17 protein-coding genes are annotated in these 18,768 nt (G+C 61.6%); 9 read left to right on the plus strand and 8 right to left on the minus strand.

The genetic code is table 11. The features are described 5' to 3' along the window. Complete coding sequence (locus WP12_RS10605; protein ID WP_152663953.1) at positions 1–1,515, minus strand: hypothetical protein; 1,515 nt, start codon at positions 1,513–1,515, stop codon at positions 1–3. Between the two features lie 163 nt (positions 1,516–1,678). On the opposite strand from WP12_RS10605, the gene WP12_RS10610 reads away from it, so the two are divergent. After that, positions 1,679–2,425, plus strand: a complete 747-nt coding sequence (locus tag WP12_RS10610; RefSeq protein WP_052730318.1) for an FkbM family methyltransferase — start codon at positions 1,679–1,681, stop codon at positions 2,423–2,425. Between the two features lie 49 nt (positions 2,426–2,474). Here the strand turns inward: WP12_RS10610 and WP12_RS23435 are convergent, their stop codons facing one another. Further along, positions 2,475–3,455, minus strand: a complete 981-nt coding sequence (locus tag WP12_RS23435) for a glycosyltransferase family 2 protein (RefSeq protein ID WP_052730319.1) — start codon at positions 3,453–3,455, stop codon at positions 2,475–2,477. 518 nt (positions 3,456–3,973) lie between these two features. Between WP12_RS23435 and WP12_RS10620 the strand changes: the two genes are divergently transcribed. Next, complete coding sequence (locus tag WP12_RS10620; RefSeq protein WP_046193739.1) at positions 3,974–4,852, plus strand: PEPxxWA-CTERM sorting domain-containing protein; 879 nt, start codon at positions 3,974–3,976, stop codon at positions 4,850–4,852. Between the two features lie 5 nt (positions 4,853–4,857). On the opposite strand, the gene WP12_RS10625 is transcribed toward WP12_RS10620, so the two are convergent. After that, positions 4,858–6,135 (minus strand): ATP-grasp domain-containing protein, encoded by a 1,278-nt coding sequence (locus WP12_RS10625; RefSeq protein ID WP_152663954.1) that lies wholly within the window; start codon positions 6,133–6,135, stop codon positions 4,858–4,860. A gap of 257 nt (positions 6,136–6,392) precedes the next feature. On the opposite strand from WP12_RS10625, the gene WP12_RS10630 reads away from it, so the two are divergent. Further along, complete coding sequence (locus WP12_RS10630; RefSeq protein WP_046193681.1) at positions 6,393–7,895, plus strand: oligosaccharide flippase family protein; 1,503 nt, start codon at positions 6,393–6,395, stop codon at positions 7,893–7,895. Next, entirely contained in the window at positions 7,892–8,635 is a 744-nt protein-coding gene (locus tag WP12_RS10635) for a hypothetical protein (RefSeq protein WP_046193682.1), read from the plus strand. Before WP12_RS10630 ends, WP12_RS10635 begins: the two co-directional genes overlap by 4 nt. On the opposite strand, the gene WP12_RS10640 is transcribed toward WP12_RS10635, so the two are convergent. Then, on the minus strand, positions 8,602–9,243 hold the full coding sequence (locus WP12_RS10640) for an IS630 family transposase (RefSeq protein WP_084690889.1): 642 nt from the start codon (positions 9,241–9,243) through the stop codon (positions 8,602–8,604). The two genes, WP12_RS10635 and WP12_RS10640, sit on opposite strands and share 34 nt — an antisense overlap. After that, entirely contained in the window at positions 9,159–9,545 is a 387-nt protein-coding gene (locus WP12_RS24810) for a helix-turn-helix domain-containing protein (protein ID WP_046193683.1), read from the minus strand. The genes WP12_RS10640 and WP12_RS24810 overlap by 85 nt, the downstream gene beginning before the upstream one ends. A 338-nt stretch (positions 9,546–9,883) precedes the next feature. Here WP12_RS24810 and WP12_RS10650 point away from each other — a divergent pair, with 338 nt between their 5' ends. Beyond that, a complete protein-coding gene (locus tag WP12_RS10650) occupies positions 9,884–10,384 on the plus strand; it encodes a GNAT family N-acetyltransferase (protein WP_046193684.1) in 501 nt (166 codons plus the stop codon). Between the two features lie 23 nt (positions 10,385–10,407). Here WP12_RS10650 and WP12_RS10655 read toward each other — a convergent pair whose 3' ends face one another. The 3 genes from WP12_RS10655 to WP12_RS10665 form a co-directional block, all read right to left on the minus strand. Next, positions 10,408–11,373, minus strand: coding sequence for a LysR substrate-binding domain-containing protein (locus WP12_RS10655; protein WP_046193685.1), 966 nt, complete (start codon positions 11,371–11,373; stop codon positions 10,408–10,410). Between the two features lie 102 nt (positions 11,374–11,475). Continuing rightward, positions 11,476–11,853, minus strand: a complete 378-nt coding sequence (locus WP12_RS10660) for a nuclear transport factor 2 family protein (protein ID WP_046193686.1) — start codon at positions 11,851–11,853, stop codon at positions 11,476–11,478. A gap of 11 nt (positions 11,854–11,864) precedes the next feature. Continuing rightward, positions 11,865–12,623 (minus strand): FMN-binding negative transcriptional regulator, encoded by a 759-nt coding sequence (locus tag WP12_RS10665; protein ID WP_160299209.1) that lies wholly within the window; start codon positions 12,621–12,623, stop codon positions 11,865–11,867. A 76-nt stretch (positions 12,624–12,699) separates the two neighbouring features. On the opposite strand from WP12_RS10665, the gene WP12_RS10670 reads away from it, so the two are divergent. The 4 genes from WP12_RS10670 (at position 12,700) to WP12_RS10685 (ending at position 18,678) form a co-directional block, all read left to right on the plus strand. Then, positions 12,700–13,731 (plus strand): phosphotransferase, encoded by a 1,032-nt coding sequence (locus WP12_RS10670; protein WP_046193741.1) that lies wholly within the window; start codon positions 12,700–12,702, stop codon positions 13,729–13,731. After that, entirely contained in the window at positions 13,728–15,053 is a 1,326-nt protein-coding gene (locus WP12_RS10675; protein ID WP_235399094.1) for an aspartate aminotransferase family protein, read from the plus strand. The genes WP12_RS10670 and WP12_RS10675 overlap by 4 nt, the downstream gene beginning before the upstream one ends. Before the next feature lie 26 nt (positions 15,054–15,079). Continuing rightward, positions 15,080–16,456 carry a P1 family peptidase gene (locus tag WP12_RS10680; RefSeq protein WP_052730324.1) on the plus strand — a complete coding sequence of 459 codons (1,377 nt, stop codon included), beginning with the start codon at positions 15,080–15,082 and terminating at the stop codon, positions 16,454–16,456. 110 nt (positions 16,457–16,566) lie between these two features. Further along, a complete protein-coding gene (locus WP12_RS10685; protein WP_046193687.1) occupies positions 16,567–18,678 on the plus strand; it encodes a TonB-dependent receptor in 2,112 nt (703 codons plus the stop codon). Positions 18,679–18,768: the final 90 nt, after the last annotated feature.

The raw sequence follows: 18,768 nt of genomic DNA on the forward strand, positions 1-18,768 counted from the left end.
TCACGCCGCGGGAGCCTCTGCCGACCGGGGCCGACGCCCGACGAACCAGAGCGCGCCCAGCAGAAGCACCGGCGCTATGTCATAATGCGCGCGGTTATTTTCCCAGACGTCGAAGCTCGACGAGACCATGATCACGAACAGCCCGAAGCCGGCGATGATGATGGGGATCGCCAGCGATTCATCCGGCCGCTGACGCAGGCGCACCGCCCTAAGCAAGGCGGCCAGACAGGCGAAACCCGCGCCCAGAAAGGCAAGGGTGAGGAGCAGGGCCGAATAGGAAGGCTGCAGCCAGATCGACTGCGGCCGCTGCTTATCCAGTGAGCTGCCGAACCAGGCGGTGGGTTGCAGCCCGATCACGGCATTGCTGAACCGGTCCCACCCCCGGATGTGCGCCAGATTGCGCTCCAGCCCCTTGAACTCGCTCGCAGGGCGGTGAAAATGGTAGAGCGACGTCACCAGCACCTTGGCGAAGGAAGCGGGAGCATAGCGCATGGCGAACAGCGCGTCGTGCACCCGCTCAGGGCCTATCTTCGTGTACAGCACATGGTTCCAGTTCGCCTCGCCCGACGATTTTTCCATATTGTCGAGAAGCGGTACGCCGGTTTTCGCGGGAGCCGGCATGACCTTGAGATAGTCGCCTGGCGGCGCGAAGACGCTGACGGGCGCAAAGCGTGAAAGCTTGCCCTGGTGCATCAGTTCGATGCGCGTCGCGACGGGCAGCCTTTCGACCGTGGTATGACCAAGCGACAGCGGTGCCCAACTGCTGAGCTGGACGATCCCGAACACCATGAAATTCTTAGCCAGCACCAGCAGGATCGCCGCAGCGGGTCCGATCGCCGTCACTATCAGCCGCCGCCTTTGACCGGGGAACAGGGCGACCATGATCCCGGCGGCGAGGAATAACAGCAACGGATGGATCATCGCGCGCAGCAATATCGTCGCGGCGAGCATCGAGAAACCGAACAGCAGGCGGGGGCCGCTCCGTCGCACGGCGCCGCTGTGAAGCCCCCACAAAGCCATCATCAACATCCACGGGACGAGGCCGTCATAATAAAGCTTCTGCGAGAACAGCAGGACCGATGGCGCCACGCACAACCATGCCGCCACGATAAACGACAGTCGCGGGCGGCCCGAAATGTCGGCGGCGACCGCATGGAAAGCCAGTATCCCGCCGAGCGTCACCACGCCGTAGATCAGCAGCATCACCCAGGGAAAGGCCGCCAGCCCGAGCTTCAGCGTCAGCCCGATCAGCAGGTTGAACAAGGGCGGTTGGGTATGAAGATAATAGAGGCTGCGCCAGAGGTCGTGGCGCAGCAATTCCAGATCGATGATCTGCATCCAGGACGTGAGATTGTCCGCATCGAAGCGGCTACCCGCCAGAAGCATGACGATTTTCGCCGCCAGATAGAGCAGGATCAGACGAACAGCCGCCTGGCGCGGAGTCCATTCCAAAGCGCGCGTCAGACGATCGGCCCAGCCGGAAGGGCTCGCGCCAGAGAATGTCTTACTTTTCATCGCGCGCCGCTATAGTGCATGGCGCATAGGCGGTGACGGGAAATGACGATGGCGGCTGCCCATGAGCAGGGGACCATACACATAGCTGGTCCAGCCGCAACGGCGATAGATCGTACCGCATGACGCGGAATTGGCGCAGATATCCTGTGCTTGGAGATATTGGATGAGCTTCGGACGCCGCCTTGCAAATTATCTCGGCCGGCTGTTCGGCGTGGACATCGTTACGTCGCGCTATGCGAGCTATTGGTTCGAAGAACGCTATTTCTCCCAATATCTGACCGCGCTTCAGGTCGATTGCGTATTCGATGTCGGCGCGAACGTCGGTCAGTTCGGGCGGCTGGTGCGCAAGTGCGGTTTTGCCGGCACGATATTGTCATTCGAGCCCGCGCCGAAAGCCTTCGCCGCCCTGGCCGAAGCTGCGAAAAATGATCCGCATTGGCATGTGTTCAACATCGCCCTGGGTTCCGCCGATACGAAGCTGCCTTTCAACGTCATGGAATCTGACGACTTCTCGTCCTTCAAGGCGCCGACCACGTCCGAAGATGGCACCTTCGTGAAGCATAATGTCGTGCAGTCCGTCATCGAGGTGCCCGTCGAGCGGCTGGATGGGTTCCTGAAAAATATCAAAGCCCAGCACGATTTTTCGCGCCCATTCCTGAAAATGGATACGCAAGGATATGATCTCGAAGTGATCCGGGGGGCGGGAGCCGATGTCCGGAATTTCGTTGGCCTGTCGAGCGAACTGGCCGTCCGCCGTATCTACGAGGACAGCCCCGACATGGCGGAGAGCATCTCGCTCATCAATGAACTGGGCTTTGATTTCGTGAATTTCTTCCCGGTGAACCCCAATCTCACGATCAATCCCGTTGAACTCAACAGCTATGCCGTGCGCCGCGATCTGACCGCTTAGGCTGCTCGCGGCCGCGTAAGCATAGACCTTCGGGCCGGCACCTGAGCCGTCATTGCGGTGCTCGACCTCCCCCGGTCAGCAGGGTCCAACCCAGCTTCACCATCGTTGACAGCCCACGCCGCGACGGCGCCAGCATCACAGACTGAACGGCGAATTCCCAGGCCGTGCGAACCCGGCCGTCCTCGACCGCGTGCCCGGCAAGCTCCAGCAAGCGCCAGGCGCGGTTGCCGCGCGCCACTTTTCGCAGACCGGGATCGGTAAGCAGCGTCTCGGCGCGCAGCGCCGCCGTGATACCGAACAGGACACGATCCCGCTCGGTGAAGGAGCGCCCGATACTGATATGCGGACCGACGTCGGCATCGGCCGTGACCGTGGACCGGTACAGGATGGTGCCGGCGCGATCGGCGAGGCGGAACGCGAGATCGAGATCTTCGCAAAAGCTGATTTTTTCCCAATAGGAATTCAGCTGCGCAAGAAGTTCACGGGCGACGACGAGAGTATTGGCGGGGAAGATTCGGTGGCGCAGGAAGCTGGCGACGACGTCGCGCTTCAGCCTGTGGACGTCGCTTTCACCGGCGATCAGCTGCTCCGGACCAGCGGAAATGATGCCGTGAAGGCCGTACCAGTCGCGATCGACCACGATACCCTCGCGGGAGGTCTGCATGTTCGAGACGAACAGGTCGGCCCCGGCTGCATCCATCGCGCGCGCGGCGACCCCCAGATGATCCGAGCGGGTCCAATAATCATCATCGTCGCAAAAGGCGACATATTGTCCCTTTGCCAGGGAAATGCCGGTGTTGCGACCGGCCCCCGGACCGCCCGGATGAGGCCTGCGCGTCAGTTGGAAACGATCGTCCAGCTCGCGCCATAAACCATCATATTGCTGGATAGTATCTTCGGATGAACCATCGTCGACAACGATGCATTCGAAGTCGTCGAATGCCTGCTCCCTGACTGTCTTGAGTAACCTCGCCAATTCTTTCGGGCGATTACGGGTCGCTATGACAACGGAAACCTTGGGATTGGGCATCAACTTTCCCTGCCACATAATTTAGCGCTAGAAGAGTATGTCATCGCTCGAAGTCTATACTTCCAGACCAGATATCTCGCGCATGGTACATTTCCGAGTACCCGCTGCCAACGGCCAAATATTGACACGGATTCCTGCCGCGAGGCGCCCTGGAACGGGGCGGCGGAACCCGATCGGGAAAGCGCGGCAGAAGTTGGCGGCATCGAAGACAGAGTCTTGAGATCAGCGCGAGCGAATCCCGATTGAGAGTGCGCAACGTTACCAGAAGAAATTATGTTGATATGTGACTCTGTGCGGGAGTCTCGACGACTATCTGAGCTAACCACATTCTCGTTAAGGATACTGTTGTATATTTTCAGCCCTATTCAACAAAAGTATAACCTACCATTGGCGTAGCTGGCGGCAAACAATGTTAAATCGTTGTAAAATCCGTCACCTTTTATTCGATCGCTATGCGGACTATTGATTTTCGCCTCATTTCATCATAGGCCATGGATGCCGGAGGGAATGTGGTGGGTATGCGTACGAAGCTGTTGGCATTGTTGTGCGCGTTGCTCGCATGCGTGAGCGTGCAGCCAGCGCAGGCCGCCAATTTGCTGGTGAACGGCGATTTCGAGCAGATCACCGTCAACCGCTCGTCGATCTTCGATTCCGCTCCCAATTCGCGGCCCTGGGGCCCGAATGGCCCTTCGGACAATATTCAGCAGACCGTGGTCGGCTGGGAATCGATTGGCTTCAACTTCGTCATGCGGCCCGGTGACGTCGATACCATCGGCGCGGTGAGCCCCTATGCCGGCGCGAACCTCATCCTGTGGGGGCCGGGCAACGGTGTCGCCAACGGGCTGACCGGCAGCCCGACCGGCGGCAATTTCATCGCCGCCGACGGCGCGTTCCGCAACGGCCCGATCAGCCAGACCGTCAGCAACCTGCAGATCGGCGAGAGCTATACCGTCAAATTCTGGTGGGCCGCCGGTCAGCAGAAGAACTTCCTGGGCGCCACCACCGACCGGTGGGATGTCTGTTTCGGAACGTGCGATTTCCAGGTGAACAACGCTCCCGACGGTTATGGCATGTTCCTGAATGGCACGGTCAAATCCTCCTCGACCGTCGCCCTTCCCGACAAGGGGTTCTCGCCTTGGAAAGAGGAGTCGATGACCTTCGTTGCGACCGCTCAGACCCAGAAGCTGTCACTGCTCGCTTATGGCACCCCGCTCGGCCAGCCGCCCTTCGCCCTGATCGACGGCATCAGCCTTGAGGGCGGCATCGTTCCCCCCGTTGCGGTGCCCGAGCCTTCGACCTGGGCGATGATGCTGATCGGCTTCTTCGCGGTCGGAGCCACGCTGCGTGGCCGGCGCTCCATCCACGTCCCGCGCTCCGCTCGGCAGCAGATCATTTAACGGCACTATCCGCCACGGCGCGTCAGCGCACGCCTGAGTTGCCGCCAGAACAAGCGCCGATCCCCCGGAAACAGCAGATCCGAACGGACGCCCGGATCGAGCGTCAGCCCGACGGCTTCGACCAGCGACCACGCCTTGCGCGACCAGGATACCGCACGGTCCCGCCATAGCGACACGAGATAGCCCAATTCGTGCGGGTAGAGGTGGCGGCACCTTATGCCGATATCCCCTTCCACCAGCTGTGCGGGCACATCACCAAAGAAGCTGTCCGCCAGCAGCCGTGGAAAATCGACCCCTGCATAGAGGCTCAGATGCAGCGATCCCCAAAAGCGGAAGTTGATTTCCATGAGCCAGAATTCACCGCTGGCCTCATCATAGCGATATTCGACCATCGCAACGCCCTGCCAGCCGATCGCGGCGAGCTTGGCTTCGGCGTCGGCCATGATCTCGGGCATCCACCATGACTGGCGCAACGAAGACGCCCCACCGGTATGCGGCATTTCGTGCAAGCGCCGGTGCATCATCCGCGCCACCGTCCGGCAATCCCACCGCAAGGTGAAGGCGCCGACGCCTCTCCCCGCGACATAGCCCTGCACCAGCGCGTGCGAATAGTCGGCGGCGAGCCTCTGGAGGGCGGCACGCGCCGCTTCGCCATTCGGGCAGCGCAGCACGTCGTCCCCCGACGCGCCCGTCGTCCCCAGTGCGCCGTCGAGCTTGATGAACAGCGGCACGCCAAGGGACGCCAGTTCATCCGCCGTCGGCAATGGCGCGGCCAGATCGACCAGCAGGAAAGGCGGCAGATGCGCGGCGGCTTCGCCGTCATGCTGCGACAGCCGCTCGAACAGGCGAAATTTGGATGCCGCGATCGCGCCTTGTTGTGGGCCGCCGTTGAAGGGGAAAACTGCTTCATGCTTTCGGGCGAAGGACGCGTCCGGGTCGAAACCGCCGCCCGGCATGACGAGCGCGATATCGTTGCGCTTCACATAGTCGTCGAACCAGCCCTGAAACTCTTCCGATGACAGCGGCGGATGAACCGCGCGTTCGTCCGCATAACGCGACGCCAGCCCCAAGGCGTCTCTGCTGGGCGCCACCGCATGGACGCGATAGCCGGCGCGCCCGAGCGAGCGGATCACGCCGATCCCGCCGAGCGAATGCGCTGCGGGAACAAGCACGTTTTTACGTCGACGCTGCCCCGGCGTCACGAGCGGCTTTTCCTGGTAGCTGTCGAAGGAGCGGCGGTCCGAGCCGCACGCCGCGGACACTCTCGCCGCGCAGACGAGCACAGCCGGATATCATGCTGGTCGTCTATTCCCACGCGCTGGGAGGATAGCGATTATTGCAGTGCGCTCAAGGGGGCCGGATCACCATCTTCGTTGGCATATTCCCGAAATGCCCGATAGAGATCGTGACGGCATTCGAGACGTCTTTGCCACGGACATCACGGGGAACTTGTGCTTTCGATTGAGTTCACCGCACCTGCCGCACCAGCCCTTGTTTCGCGGCAATCCCGGCCATCTTCCGCCATGCGTACGGACCCGCGATGAGCGATCCGGCGGACTCGCTCAGCCGGCGCACCGCGACCGGCGCGGCCTGGATGGTCGCCTGGCGGATGGGGGCGCGCGTCATCGGGCTGGCAAGCACCCTGGTCCTCGCCAGAGTGCTCGCGCCCGCCGATTTCGGGCTCGTCGCCATGGCGATGGTGTTTGCCGGCGCGATCGACTCCCTGTCGCAATTTGGGTTGGCGGAGGCGCTCATCCGGCGCGAGGAGCATGACGAGAATCTTCTCAATGCCGCCTTCTCGATCCAGTTCATACGGGGACTGGCCACCGCGCTGATCATCGCCGGCGTCGCCTGGCCGGCGAGCGTCTGGTTCAACGAGCCGCGCCTGTTCTACATGCTGCTGCCGTTGGCAGCGGGTTCGATCCTATCGGGATTGGAGAATATCGGCATCGTCGAGTTCCGGCGCAATATCCGCTTCGACATGGAATTCCGGCTGCTCGTCACGCCCCGGATCCTGCAGGTGCTCGTCACCATATTGCTGGCCTTCACGCTACAATCCTATTGGGCGCTGATCGGGGGGATCGTCTTCGGGAAGCTCGCCCGGCTGGTGATGACCTACAGCTTCCACCCCTATCGCCCGCGATTTTCCCTGACGGGATGGCGGGAGCTAATGGGCTTTTCCTTTTGGACGTGGCTCGGTGGTCTCGTCACGATGGTATGGGAGCGCGCGGATTCCTTCGTGATCGGACCGGTCGTGGGGGCGTCGGTGCTGGGCATTTATCTGCTGGGGGTGGAGATAGCGATCCTGCCCGTCACCGAGCTGATCGCGCCGGCAACCGCCGCGCTGTTCGCCGGGATCGCGCGCGCCCGCTCTCGCGACAGCGGGATCAGCGATCGGGCCCTGCCGCTGATATCGCTCGTGCTGCTGCTGGTGGCGCCGCTGGCCATCACCTTGTCGGCGACGTCGGGTTATGTGGTCAATGTGCTGCTCGGCGCGCAGTGGAAGGCGGCCCAGCCGCTGATTTCGATCTTCGCGATGATCAGCATATTCGCGCCATTCAGCTATGTCTGCACCACTATCCTGTTGGCGGAGGGCCGTGTTCGCCAGAATTTTCAGGTCGTGGCGATTTCCGCAGCAATGAAGGTCGCTTTGCTGACCGGGATGACCACCGTCACCCATCGGCCCGAACTGATCGCCGCCGCATCGGTCTGCTCGAACATATTCGAATGCATCTTCTTTCTTATTCAATCGAGAAGGATCGGCCCGCTCGGCTGGTCCGCGGCCAAGGGCGGGATGCTGCGCACCCTGCTGGCCACCATGGTCACTGCGGCGGCCCTTTATCTGACCGGGCTCGGCTGGCAGCCGCCGGGCACCGATCACATAGTCCTCAACATCATCATGGGCGCACTGATCGGCTCGGGTGCGATGGGCCTTGCGCTGTTGCTCCAGTTCGGATTGTGGCGGCTGGGCGGCTCTCCGCCGGGTGCCGAAGAACGCGCCCTGGGGTTGTGGACCGAAATGCGTGGTCGCCGGACGAAATGAAGCTGGTCGTCGACCTTCAGAGTATTTCCCGGGACCATATCCCGTTCAACACCGCGTTTCTCAAGCTGCTGCGCCAGGCGGCGCGGAACGAGCCGATCGCGATGCTGTGCCGGCAGGATCATGCTGACGCGATAGCGCCCTATGTCGCCGATGATGATATCCGGTTCCTCGCGCTGCCATCGCATCTGCACGAGCCGCCGCGAGGTCGCTTCGTCCGGTTCAACGAACGCGAACAGCACGCCTTCGTCGAGACGATTTGGCGCCAGACCAGCGCCGACCATCTTATCCTTCTGGGCTGCCGGGCGGACATGCTGGAGCGCCTGCGCCGCCGTCCTCCACCGGTCGCCATGGACGTCGTGCTCCATGCGACGCTGGCGGAGGGGATCAAGTGGCGATCGCGCAATCCGCTGCGCCGGCGACGCGATATGTTCGCCACGCTCAGGCGGCGATTTCCATCCACAGTGCGGCTGATCTTCCTGGAGCAGGGCATTGCGGATCGGGCCCGCCCGCTGATCGGCAGGGACACGCAATATGCCATCCTCCCCCATCCGATCGTCGGCAGTCCGATGGAGACCGCACCTGGGCCCGACCGGCATATGATCAAGGTCGGGTTCCTTGGCGAGGACGCGATGGGGAAGGGTTTCGCTCACTTCATGGAGCTTGCCCGACACGCGCCTCCCCACCTGCAGCTTAGAGTCGAGCACGATCAAGATTGCACATATCCGGCATGGCGGAGATAGTTTGAGCATTCGTCGGGTTTGAATTTTTCGAGGATGATCTGCAGGGCGTCGCAAATGGCGTCGAAGGACCGCGGGGCCATTCGGCGGAGCAGTTTCTTGATTTTGGCGAAGACCTGCTCGATCGGATTGAAGTCGGGGCTGTACGACGGGAGATAGAGCAGCCCCATGCCTGCGTCCTCGAGGCAGTCGCGGATGCCGGCGACCTTGTGGGCGGGCAGATTGTCGGCGACGACGATGCTGCCCGGCGCCATTTCGGGGATCAGGCATTCGACCAGCCATTGGCGGAAGATTTCGCCGGTCATCGGCGTATCGATCAGCATCGGCGCGAGGATGCCGTCGTGCTGCAGCCCGGCCACGAAGGTCGACGTCATCCAATGGCCATGCGGCGCCTTGCCGATGAGCGGCTTGCCCTTGTGGCCCCAGCCATGGGTTCGCACCATGCTCGTGGTCGTGCCGGTCTCATCGATGAACACCAGCGACTGGAAGTCGAACCCGGCCTGCGCCGCCTGCCAGATCGCACGTGCTATCGCGACGTCGGGCCGGTCTTGCTCGCTGGCGTAGATGGTTCTTTTTTTAAGCGCAGCCCCAGCTTCTTCACCGTCCGCCATACGCTCGTATAGCTCACCTCGGTGCCACGGCCGGCAAGACCCTCACGCACATCCGTCAACGTCAGCTCCGGCACCGCCGCCAGGCGCTCTGCGATCCAGTTCACCTCGGCGGTCAATTTCGAACGATGGTCGCCGCCCATCGGCAAGGCCGCGTAGCTGGTCGTCCGCTGATAGCGCCGATACCAGTTGCCCGCCGTACTCGGCGCTACGCCAAAAATCGCGCCCGCTTCGCGGCAGCTCCGGCCCCCGACCATCGACGCTACCACGCGCTCCCGCAAATCATCCGAATAAGGTTTGCCCATCCATGCCGACCTCCATCCCAGCCAGCACTCTGAATCACAAATCAGCCTCAAAGGGAATCCGCCGATTCAACACGATCGTGTTCGACTCTAGGTCTGGATATGCGTTCGCCCCACCACCCATAGCCCCCGTCGGTGAACGATATGGGCACGAAGTCTCCGCCTCGATCCGGAGATAGCGGTAACAACAGCAACGCTCCGTTTTGAGCAGAAGTAGAGAGGATGTCGATAGTTACTGAAAAAGGTTTGCGTCGAGATAATGGTGATGTGGTAAGCGCCATGTTCAATATATTTCAGCGCCGTGTGGAACAATTCACTTCAACATAGATTGCAGGTAGACTATGAGCAATTATCTCTGGCGAAACATGCGCGCGGACGATTTGGCCGGGGTGGTTTCGGTAGCTGCCGTGTCCTTCCCATCTCATTTTGAAGGGCATAACTGTTTCCAAGAGCGTTTTGCGGTCTTCCCGCAGGGATGCTTCTCGCTGACTTCGGCCGATGCTTTGCGGGGCTATTTAATCGCGTATCCCTGGCCACTAGGATCGATCCCGCCTCTTAACAGCTTACTTGGCATTCTGTCGGAACCGGGGGACGCCCTATATCTGCATGACCTCGCCCTGCATCCGGACGTGCGGGGGCAGGGTTACACCCGATCGATCGTCGAGCGGGTCGCTCGAGAGATGAGCCAACTCGGTGCCCGGAGGATCGCGCTCGTATCGGTCAATGACACGGTGGGCTTCTGGCAAGGGATGGGGTTTGGATCCGTGACTGGGGATGACGCGATCACGCAAAAGCTTGAAAGTTATGGCGATCGATCGAGCTACATGATTCGCGAGCTCTGAAGCATCGGCAAAGACTCGGGCTGCTACGAAGCGCCTGACGTAGATAGTGGAAGAATGGTCTCGCCCATCGCGTGGATCAGCCATTGGCGGAAACGCCGGATCAGGGGCTGGTCCCATCGATCGGCCCGCGCGATGAAATGGTAGATGCCCATGCCATAGCTTTCGAATGCCGGCTCGTTTAGGCCGACTTCGATGAGATGACCTGCCTTGAGATCCTCGACGACGATCATATGGTTGGCCAGAGCCACACCGCGACCGTGGCGTGCGGCTTCGAGCGTTAGGTGACCCTGCCATAGCAAGGGCCCGTTTAGATCGAGGTCCTCATACACGCGGTGCGCGGCAAACCAAGTAGCCCAGCTATCGAAATTATGCTCGTGCAGGAGCCGATGCTTGGTAAGTTCGGCGGGGGTCTTTATCGGCGGGTGCGAGGCAAGATAAGCGGGGCTGGCGACGGGGACGATCGGGACACGGGCAAGCTCGATGCTCTTGAGGCCCGGCGCAAGTTCGAACGGATCGCCGTATGTCGAGACGAACCGGATATCGATGTCGCTCTCATGATAGGCGAAATTTGGACTGCGATCCGTGGGCCGCAGCTCAATGTCGACACCTGCATTGGCTTTTTCAAATGCACCGAGCTGGCGCGACAGCCAATGGAAGGCAAAGCCGGGCATCGACCAGATATGGAGGCGGTGACGGTCGCCGCGCCGCATCAAATCGATGGTGGCGAGCGCGATATTGTCGAGCGCCTCTGCGATCTGCTTGTGATAGCGCTTCCCATCCTCGGTCAGCACGCTGCCGCCGCTCCCGCGTTCTATCAGCGTGGTGCCGGTCCAGCTTTCGATCCCGCGCAGGTGGCGGCTGACGACGGCGTGGTCGCGCCCGAGGCTGAGCGCCGCCTTGCGGATACCGCGCAGCCGCGCGACCGCGTCGAAGGCCCGCAGCGCTTCAAAGGGGGGCAGTGCCTTTCGTGAGGGTGGATTGATCGACATGCTGACTCTCGAAGGATCCATGATAACCTGCCCTCACCCTGCGAGTTCCTATGCCGCCGTCAAGCGTTGCTTTGTAAAGCGCGGATGCGCTGCGGGCAGGCGTCAGGCCAGCGACGTCGAATGGAAGGACTTCGCGACGATGCGCCAGCCGTCGGCCAGCTTCAGCAGCAGCAAGTGATCGACAAAGGCGGCGGGGGGTATTGTGCATTCGACCTTCACGCAGGCCGTGGCAGGGCCGGAGAAGTCGAGGGAGACGACGCGGTCGTTTCGCTCCAGGCCGCGCGATTGGGCCGACGGGCGCTGTTCAATCAGCTTGAGCCAGTCGGCACGGGGCAGGTCGCCCAGCGCGCCTTCGGCGCCGACAGAATAGAGATGGCTGTCGGGATGGAACGCGGACGCGATGCCGGCCGCATCGCCGTTGAAGAGCGCTTGGAGATAGGTTTGGACGACGGCGCTGACGGCGGCGATCTCGATTTGCATTTCTAGAGTCCTCATGGGTGAATGGCGTCGGGCAGGTCCGCTATGAAGGCGGCGATATCCCTCTGGATGTCTTCAGCGCGAAGGCCATCGATGATCCGGACGCGGTCTGCTGGCGAATGGGCCTGGCTGAGCTTAGAGACTCCTTCGATGCGCTCGACGTGGATGCGGAAGGCGCGGACCATCGGCAGCAGGAACTCGACCCGTCCCACCGGGGCCTGCTCCATCGTCCAGGGCCGCTCGGCGGCGGCCTCGCAGATCGTGGCCGTTTTCGCGAGGATCTGGAGCGTCGACGCTTCGTCGTCCAGCGGTTCTATCGTGCCGCGCACATGGGTGGTGACGTAGTTCCAAGTCGGAACGGTCGGGCGATCGACGTACCAGCGGGGGGACACATAGGCGTGCGGCCCATTGAACATCGCCAGGACGTCCTGCCCGTCACTTATCGCCTGCGCATGGGGATTGAGGCGGGAAAAATGGCCAATCAGAGTGTTTGTCTGATCGGGATGTTCCCAGCATATCGGTGTCATGGTCGCATGCAAGCCCGGCGAAACGAGAGTCGCGAAGGGATAGGCTCCAATGATCGGCAACGGGTTGTCGGCAATGAACTGCGGCGGCGCATAGAGCCGTGCAGCTGGCGGCGTTTTGCTATCTTCGGCGTCTGACATTGGGTTGGTCACTATCCTGTCCTCGTGCGTCAAGGATTGGGTGCTGCGGCCGGGAGCCGCCAGATGACAAGCTTCACGGATCTGGTGAGCAGGGCGCACCACCCGCATCGGCCTTAGCATCGACAAAGGCGGCTGAAACGGGGCTAGACCTGTTGCCACGATGGCCAATGGACAGCAGGTTATGATGCACGGCGCTTTTGAAGCTTCGCCGCCGATGGTTTCCGAAAGCGATGCCGAAGGATTCGCCTACAAGGTCTTTGGCGTAAAAGGTCGTGCCAAGATGCTGTCGAGCGAGCGGGACGCGAACTTTCGCCTGCTGTCGGATCGGGACAGTTTTCTGCTCAAGTTCATCAACAGCGGCGAAGACCCCGAGACCAACCGATTCCAGACAGATCTGCTCAAGCATCTGTCGGCCAGCGCTACCGAGCTGCCGGTGTCACGTCTTTGTCCGGATTTGACGGGCGGTATCCAGACCCACGTCACCCTGTCGAACGGTGTGGTCCATGCGGTGCGGCTGATGACCTTCCTGCCCGGAACGAGCGGTCATGATGTCGTTCGCGGTCCGGGATCGCGCCACCGCCTTGCTACCGTCCTTGCCGCTTTGGATATCTGTCTGGCTGACTTCAGTCAGCGACCGACGGGGCAACCCCTGCTCTGGGACGTCAGTCGGGCGGAACATGCAGCCGGATTGCTGGAGGCCATCGGGGATGACGAAAAGCGCGGGCAGGCGGCCGGAATATTTGACCATTGGCGGGCTAACATAGCGCCTGGCCTTCCGGCATTGCGCCATCAGGTAATTCACAACGACCTCAACCTTCATAATTATCTCGTTGACCAAGCGGGCGCGATTTCGGGTGTGATCGATTTCGGCGATGCCGTCTTTGCGCCGCTAGTCGCCGACTTGGCGACCGCGGCGTCGTATCAAATTCTTGATGCCGACGATCCGATAGGCGCGCTCGCCGAGATGGCTGCAACATATTGCCGCATCCTGCCCTTGTTGGACGACGAAATCGATCTGCTATGGGGCCTGTGCGCAGCCCGGTGGGCGATCACCATGAGCATCACCAATTGGCGCGCGGGTCACCATCCGGCGAATCGAAGCTACATATTGCGCAACGAACCGCTTTCGGTTCGGGGGCTTGCCTTGTTCCATGCCATCGAGCCCGACAGCGTCGCGGACCGCGTGCGCGCGATATGCCGGAGGGTGGCGGCATGAGCGCCCAGGTTCGTGATGGCGGAATGGTAAACGCCTTTACGGGAGATCCGTCCAGTCTGGCTCCTGTGACTCGGCAACTCATCGAGCGGCGCGCACGCCTGCTCGGCCCCGCCTACCGCCTTTTTTATGAGCAGCCCCTACACTTGGTCCGCGGCGACGGCGTGTGGCTCTATGATGCCGACGACCAGCCATATCTGGACGTCTATAACAACGTGGCGTCGATCGGGCACTGCCATCCGCGCGTCGTGGAGGCGATCCAGCGCCAGGTCGCCACGCTCAACACCCACACGCGATATCTCCACGAGACAATCCTCGACTACGCGGAACGATTGCTGGCGACATTCCCGCCGGAATTGAGCCAGGTCCTTTTCACCTGCACGGGTAGCGAAGCGAATGACCTAGCCCTGCGGATTGCCGAGGCGGCGACTGGTGGCACCGGTGTCATCGTCACCGAACTCGCCTATCACGGCCTGACGCATGCAGTGTCCGGCATGTCGCCGTCGCTTGGCGCGCATGTGCCGCGCGGCCCCCATGTCTGGACCGTCCCGGCGCCGAGGGATGCTCGAGATATCGAAGATGTCGGCGCAGGGTTCGCGGCGGGTGTCGCTGCTGCGCTTGCGGAGATGCAATCGCAAGGCGTTCGGCCAGCGGCGCTCTTTTGCGACACGATCTTTTCCAGCGACGGGATATTTAGCGATCCGCCAGGCTTTCTTATTGAGGCGGTCGACGCCGTGCGCGCCGCAGGTGGACTGTTCATAGCCGATGAGGTGCAGCCAGGCTTTGGTCGCACCGGACAGGCGATGTGGGGATTCGCTCGGCATAGCGTCGTTCCCGACATGGTCAGCCTGGGCAAGCCGATGGGAAATGGCCATCCGATCGCGGGTCTCGTCGTGCGCCCTGATATCGTTGCCGAGTTTGGCGCCAACGCACGCTATTTCAATACTTTCGGGGGGAATCCTGTCTCCTGCGCCGCGGGCCTTGCTACATTGTCCGCCATCGAAGAGTATGGGCTCGTAGCGCGAGCGCATTCGGTGGGGACGTATCTCCGGGAGGGGCTTTCGGCGCTGGCCGGGCGTGACGGTCGGATAGCCGCGGTGCGGGGGGTGGGACTGTTCGTCGGGGTCGAACTTGGCGAAGGCGGATTGCCGGATCCGGCCTTGACCGGGCGTATCGTCAACGGATTGCGGGAACGTCGCGTCCTGATCAGCGCGACGGGCCCATCCGCCAATGTCCTCAAGATCAGACCACCGCTGGTATTCGGGAGAGAACATGTGGACCTGCTGCTCGCGGCTCTAACGGCAGAGCTGGATGGCGCGCATTAAGCGATTTCAAAAGGGAAGGACTTGCTATGCGGTTTTTGCGAATAATGCTGGCATCGGCCATCGCGATGGCCGTCACGGCGGGCCCTGCGATTGCTGACACCGCGCCGGATCCGCAGGACAAACTGGCGACGGTCGTCAACAGCGGCGGCAAAACGATGAAGTTCGACTGGCCGATGCTGAAGATCGGTACTGCCGAATATAGCGAAGGGCCCACCGGCGTTACCGTGTTCCGGTTCGACCACAAGGTGCTGGCCGCGGTTGATGTGCGGGGCGGCGGGCCGGGGACGGTCAATACCGACTGGCTGCGGCTCAGCTATGACACCCCCGATCTCGATGCGGTCGTCTTCTCCGGGGGCTCCTGGTACGGGCTCGAAAATGTCACGGCCGTCGGCACCGCGCTGAAGGACGACGGCGTTCGCACAGGAATGTGGGACAGCATCGCGCTGTCGGTCGGCGCAATCATCTATGACTTCGGTGATCGCCGCCTCAATGAAATCTATCCCGACAAGCGGCTCGCGCAGGCGGCCTTTCATGCCGTGGAGGCTGGCACCTTCCGCAATGGGGCTTCTGGTGCAGGTCGGATGACCCGCACCGGAGATTTTTTCAAGTGCAAGGCACATTCGGGCCAGGGAGGCGCCTTCCGCCAGATCGGCGACCTGAAGATTGCAGCCTTCACCGTGGTGAATGCTCTGGGTGTAGTCACGGACCGTGAGGGGAAAGTCGTCGCCTGTAATCCGGAAGCAGGATGGCCGAAGAATCTGCGCACCGCCGATCTGATGGCCGGTTTGCCGGGCAGCCGGCGTGGCAACTGGAAGGGAGACCTGAACGCCAAACGCAACACCACCGTCAGCCTGGTGGTCGTGAACCAGAAGATGCCGGTAGCAGAGCTGCAACGCCTAGCCGTGCAGGTACATACGTCGATGGCCCGGGGTCTGCAGCCTTTCGCTACGCTGGCCGATGGCGATGTCCTCTATGCCGTCTCGACCGGCGAGATCGATGCGCCTGAAGGCAGTGCTGGATTGAGCAGCCCGGAAATGGGGGCGGTTGCCTCCGAAGTGATGTGGGATGCGATCCTGGCCTCCGTGCCGGAGCAGCCGAAGCCCGTTCCCGTCGTGACTGTCGGCAAGGACGAAATGCGGGGTTGGGGGGCTCATGCCGGCGATTACCGGTTCAGCTCCTATGTCAGCATCCGGATCACCGAAAAGGGTGGCAAGCTGTTCGCGCACGCGACCGGCGAGCGTGACGCGTTCGCCATTTCCCGTGCAACGCCGGTTGAGCTCAAGTCGGCAGGCCCAGCGATGTTCACGATCCCCGGCCGCTATCCGTTGCTTCTCAAATTCGAACGCGGTGGTGATCTGACCGTCAATCCGGGAAGCTGGCAGCAGTCGGGCAAGCGGCAGTGACGTTTCCTGCGGTGCGCGGGATGCACCGGGCGTCATTGTTTTCGCATCTGCCGTCGCGGTGCGACCCTTGACACCTTCCAGCAGGGTTAAGCCAAAAAAGGGGGCTGAGCATGACGGTATCGAAACTGTTGCTGATGACGACCGCGATGACACTGCTACATTCCGCAGCAGCCAGCGCGGAAGAGGGCAGGGACGCGGTACGCGCGTCCGATGACATTGTCGTGACGGCGCAGAAACGCGAACAGCGCCTCATCGACGTTCCTTTTACGGTGACGGCGATCACCGGTGAGGATCTGAAGGCGCGTAATATCCAGACTGTCCAGGATCTGTCCTTTGCAGTGCCCGGCGTGGTACTGCGCGCCGACGGCCCCGGTTCGATGCAAATCTTCATGCGCGGTATCGGCAATCTCGCCGGTTCGGACGCCCTCGTGGCCGTCTACCAGGATGAAACGCCGGTGACGCTCAACGGCTCGTTCCGGCAGCTCGATCTGCGTGCCCTGGATATGGCGCGAGTCGAAGTACTCAAGGGCCCGCAGGGCACGCTCTACGGACAGGGCGCCACTGCCGGCACCGTTCGCTTCGTAACCAATAAGCCGAAGCTGGACGTGACCGAAGGCAGCGTCGACGGAGAGATGTCATTTATCGATGGCGGCGCAGCGGCAACTAAGCTGACCGGCATCGTGAACCTGCCCATTGTCGATGGCAAGCTGGCCGTGCGCGTCGCCGCGACCTTGGAAAATGGCGGCGGCTGGATCGACCAGCCCGAAGCTGGGATCAAGAACGGCAATAACCAGGACCTCTACAGCATCCGCGCGAAAGTACTCTTCAAGCCGAACGAATGGCTTGAGCTCCTGGGTACGGTGCAGGCCTATCGCAACAAGAGCCGCTTCGGCCTCGACTATGAGGAAAAGGATCGCACCAACGAAGTCGGCGTCGATCGCGGCCTCATCCTACCGCCGCGCGACGATCGCTACCAGCTGTACAATCTGACCGCGACTGCGGATCTGGGGCCGGCGACGCTGACAAGCTCGACCAGCTATATCGACCTGGAGCGCGATTATCACCTAACCTATATCGCGGGGCCGCAAACCGTCTATGGCGTCCAGAACGAAGGTTACGACATCAACAACGACCATTCGACGCAGTTCACCCAGGAAGTACGCGTGGCATCGAACGGCAGCGGGCCGCTCCGCTACACTGTCGGCGGCTTCTACCGTGACGTGAAGTCGGACTTCTACGATGTCGGCGTGAACGCCTTTGCCGGGGTCAATTACCCCTATATTTATATCAACAACGAGAGCAGCAAATCTTGGTCAGTCTTCGCCGATGTCTCCTATGATATCACGGAGGCCTTCCAGATCGGTGCCGGTGCGCGTCGCTTCCGGGATCGCGCCCGCCAGTCGGACGGCACGGTGGAGCAGCGCGGTACCTTCAGGTCGACCGATCCTCGCTTCTACGCCAGCTATTCGCTGAACGATGACTGGCGCGTCTATGCCAATGTGGCCAAGGGCTTCCGCAGCGGCGGTTTCAACCGCAACGGGCTGCCACGCTTCAGCCCAGAAAAGGCTTGGAACTATGAAATCGGCACCAAGGGCGTCACTGCTGACGGCCTGCTGACCTTCGACATCGCGGCCTATTATACCGACTTCTCCGATCAGCTGCGTCGCGGTCTCTTCTACGATCCCGGCTCGCTTGGTGGGGTGCTGATCAACCGAACCAGCAACATCGGCAAGGTAGAGATTAAGGGCATCGAGGCCGGCGTCGTGGTCAAGCCGATCCGGACGCTGTCGTTGAGCGGTTCGGCGTCCTATGTCGACAGCAAGGTGAAGAGCCTCAACCTTACAGCCGGCGAGACGATTGCTGTGCAAAAAGGTGATCGCAGCGATTATGTGCCCAAGTTTAGCTTCACGCTGGCGGCGGACTCAGACTTCGACTGGACGCCTACGGTCGCGGGGTTCGCGCATGTCGACTTCAGCTATCGCAGCAAGGTCTACTACACCGACGACTTCCTCTACTTGCCGCAATTCCGCCGCCAGTCCTCGGATAGCGTCGGACTGCTGGGCGCGCGGATCGGCGCGCGCTTCGATCGAGTGTCAGCGGAACTCTTCGCAAACAACATCCTCAACACCAACAAGGCGCTCGATCCCTTCGTCGGCTTCTCGCAGGCCAATCGCACGAAGCCGCGCACGATAGGCGTACGCCTGGGCATGACCTTGAACTAACATGAGGACGAAGTGTCGCTGGTCCCTGCCCCGCGGTGGAGCGGGGCCGGCGGCACGAGGAGTACATTGTCGATGCTGATGTTTCTAAGG

Source organism: Sphingomonas sp. SRS2 (genome assembly GCF_000971055.1).
Lineage (GTDB): Bacteria > Pseudomonadota > Alphaproteobacteria > Sphingomonadales > Sphingomonadaceae > Rhizorhabdus.

Bases quoted from the DNA above. Each gene is read 5' to 3' on its own strand.
- WP12_RS10610 (WP_052730318.1), top strand. From the start codon at position 1,679: ATGAGCTTCGGACGCCGCCTTGCAAATTATCTCGGCCGGCTGTTCGGC.
- WP12_RS10655 (WP_046193685.1), bottom strand. From the start codon at position 11,373: ATGTCGATCAATCCACCCTCACGAAAGGCACTGCCCCCCTTTGAAGCG.
- WP12_RS10620 (WP_046193739.1), top strand. From the start codon at position 3,974: ATGCGTACGAAGCTGTTGGCATTGTTGTGCGCGTTGCTCGCATGCGTG.
- WP12_RS10640 (WP_084690889.1), bottom strand. From the start codon at position 9,243: ATGGCGGACGGTGAAGAAGCTGGGGCTGCGCTTAAAAAAAGAACCATC.
- WP12_RS10630 (WP_046193681.1), top strand. From the start codon at position 6,393: ATGAGCGATCCGGCGGACTCGCTCAGCCGGCGCACCGCGACCGGCGCG.
- WP12_RS10660 (WP_046193686.1), bottom strand. From the start codon at position 11,853: ATGCAAATCGAGATCGCCGCCGTCAGCGCCGTCGTCCAAACCTATCTC.
- WP12_RS10670 (WP_046193741.1), top strand. From the start codon at position 12,700: ATGCACGGCGCTTTTGAAGCTTCGCCGCCGATGGTTTCCGAAAGCGAT.
- WP12_RS10635 (WP_046193682.1), top strand. From the start codon at position 7,892: ATGAAGCTGGTCGTCGACCTTCAGAGTATTTCCCGGGACCATATCCCG.
- WP12_RS10680 (WP_052730324.1), top strand. From the start codon at position 15,080: ATGCGGTTTTTGCGAATAATGCTGGCATCGGCCATCGCGATGGCCGTC.
- WP12_RS10650 (WP_046193684.1), top strand. From the start codon at position 9,884: ATGAGCAATTATCTCTGGCGAAACATGCGCGCGGACGATTTGGCCGGG.
- WP12_RS10685 (WP_046193687.1), top strand. From the start codon at position 16,567: ATGACGGTATCGAAACTGTTGCTGATGACGACCGCGATGACACTGCTA.
- WP12_RS10605 (WP_152663953.1), bottom strand. From the start codon at position 1,515: ATGAAAAGTAAGACATTCTCTGGCGCGAGCCCTTCCGGCTGGGCCGAT.
- WP12_RS23435 (WP_052730319.1), bottom strand. From the start codon at position 3,455: ATGCCCAATCCCAAGGTTTCCGTTGTCATAGCGACCCGTAATCGCCCG.
- WP12_RS10665 (WP_160299209.1), bottom strand. From the start codon at position 12,623: ATGCGGGTGGTGCGCCCTGCTCACCAGATCCGTGAAGCTTGTCATCTG.
- WP12_RS10675 (WP_235399094.1), top strand. From the start codon at position 13,728: ATGAGCGCCCAGGTTCGTGATGGCGGAATGGTAAACGCCTTTACGGGA.
- WP12_RS24810 (WP_046193683.1), bottom strand. From the start codon at position 9,545: ATGGGCAAACCTTATTCGGATGATTTGCGGGAGCGCGTGGTAGCGTCG.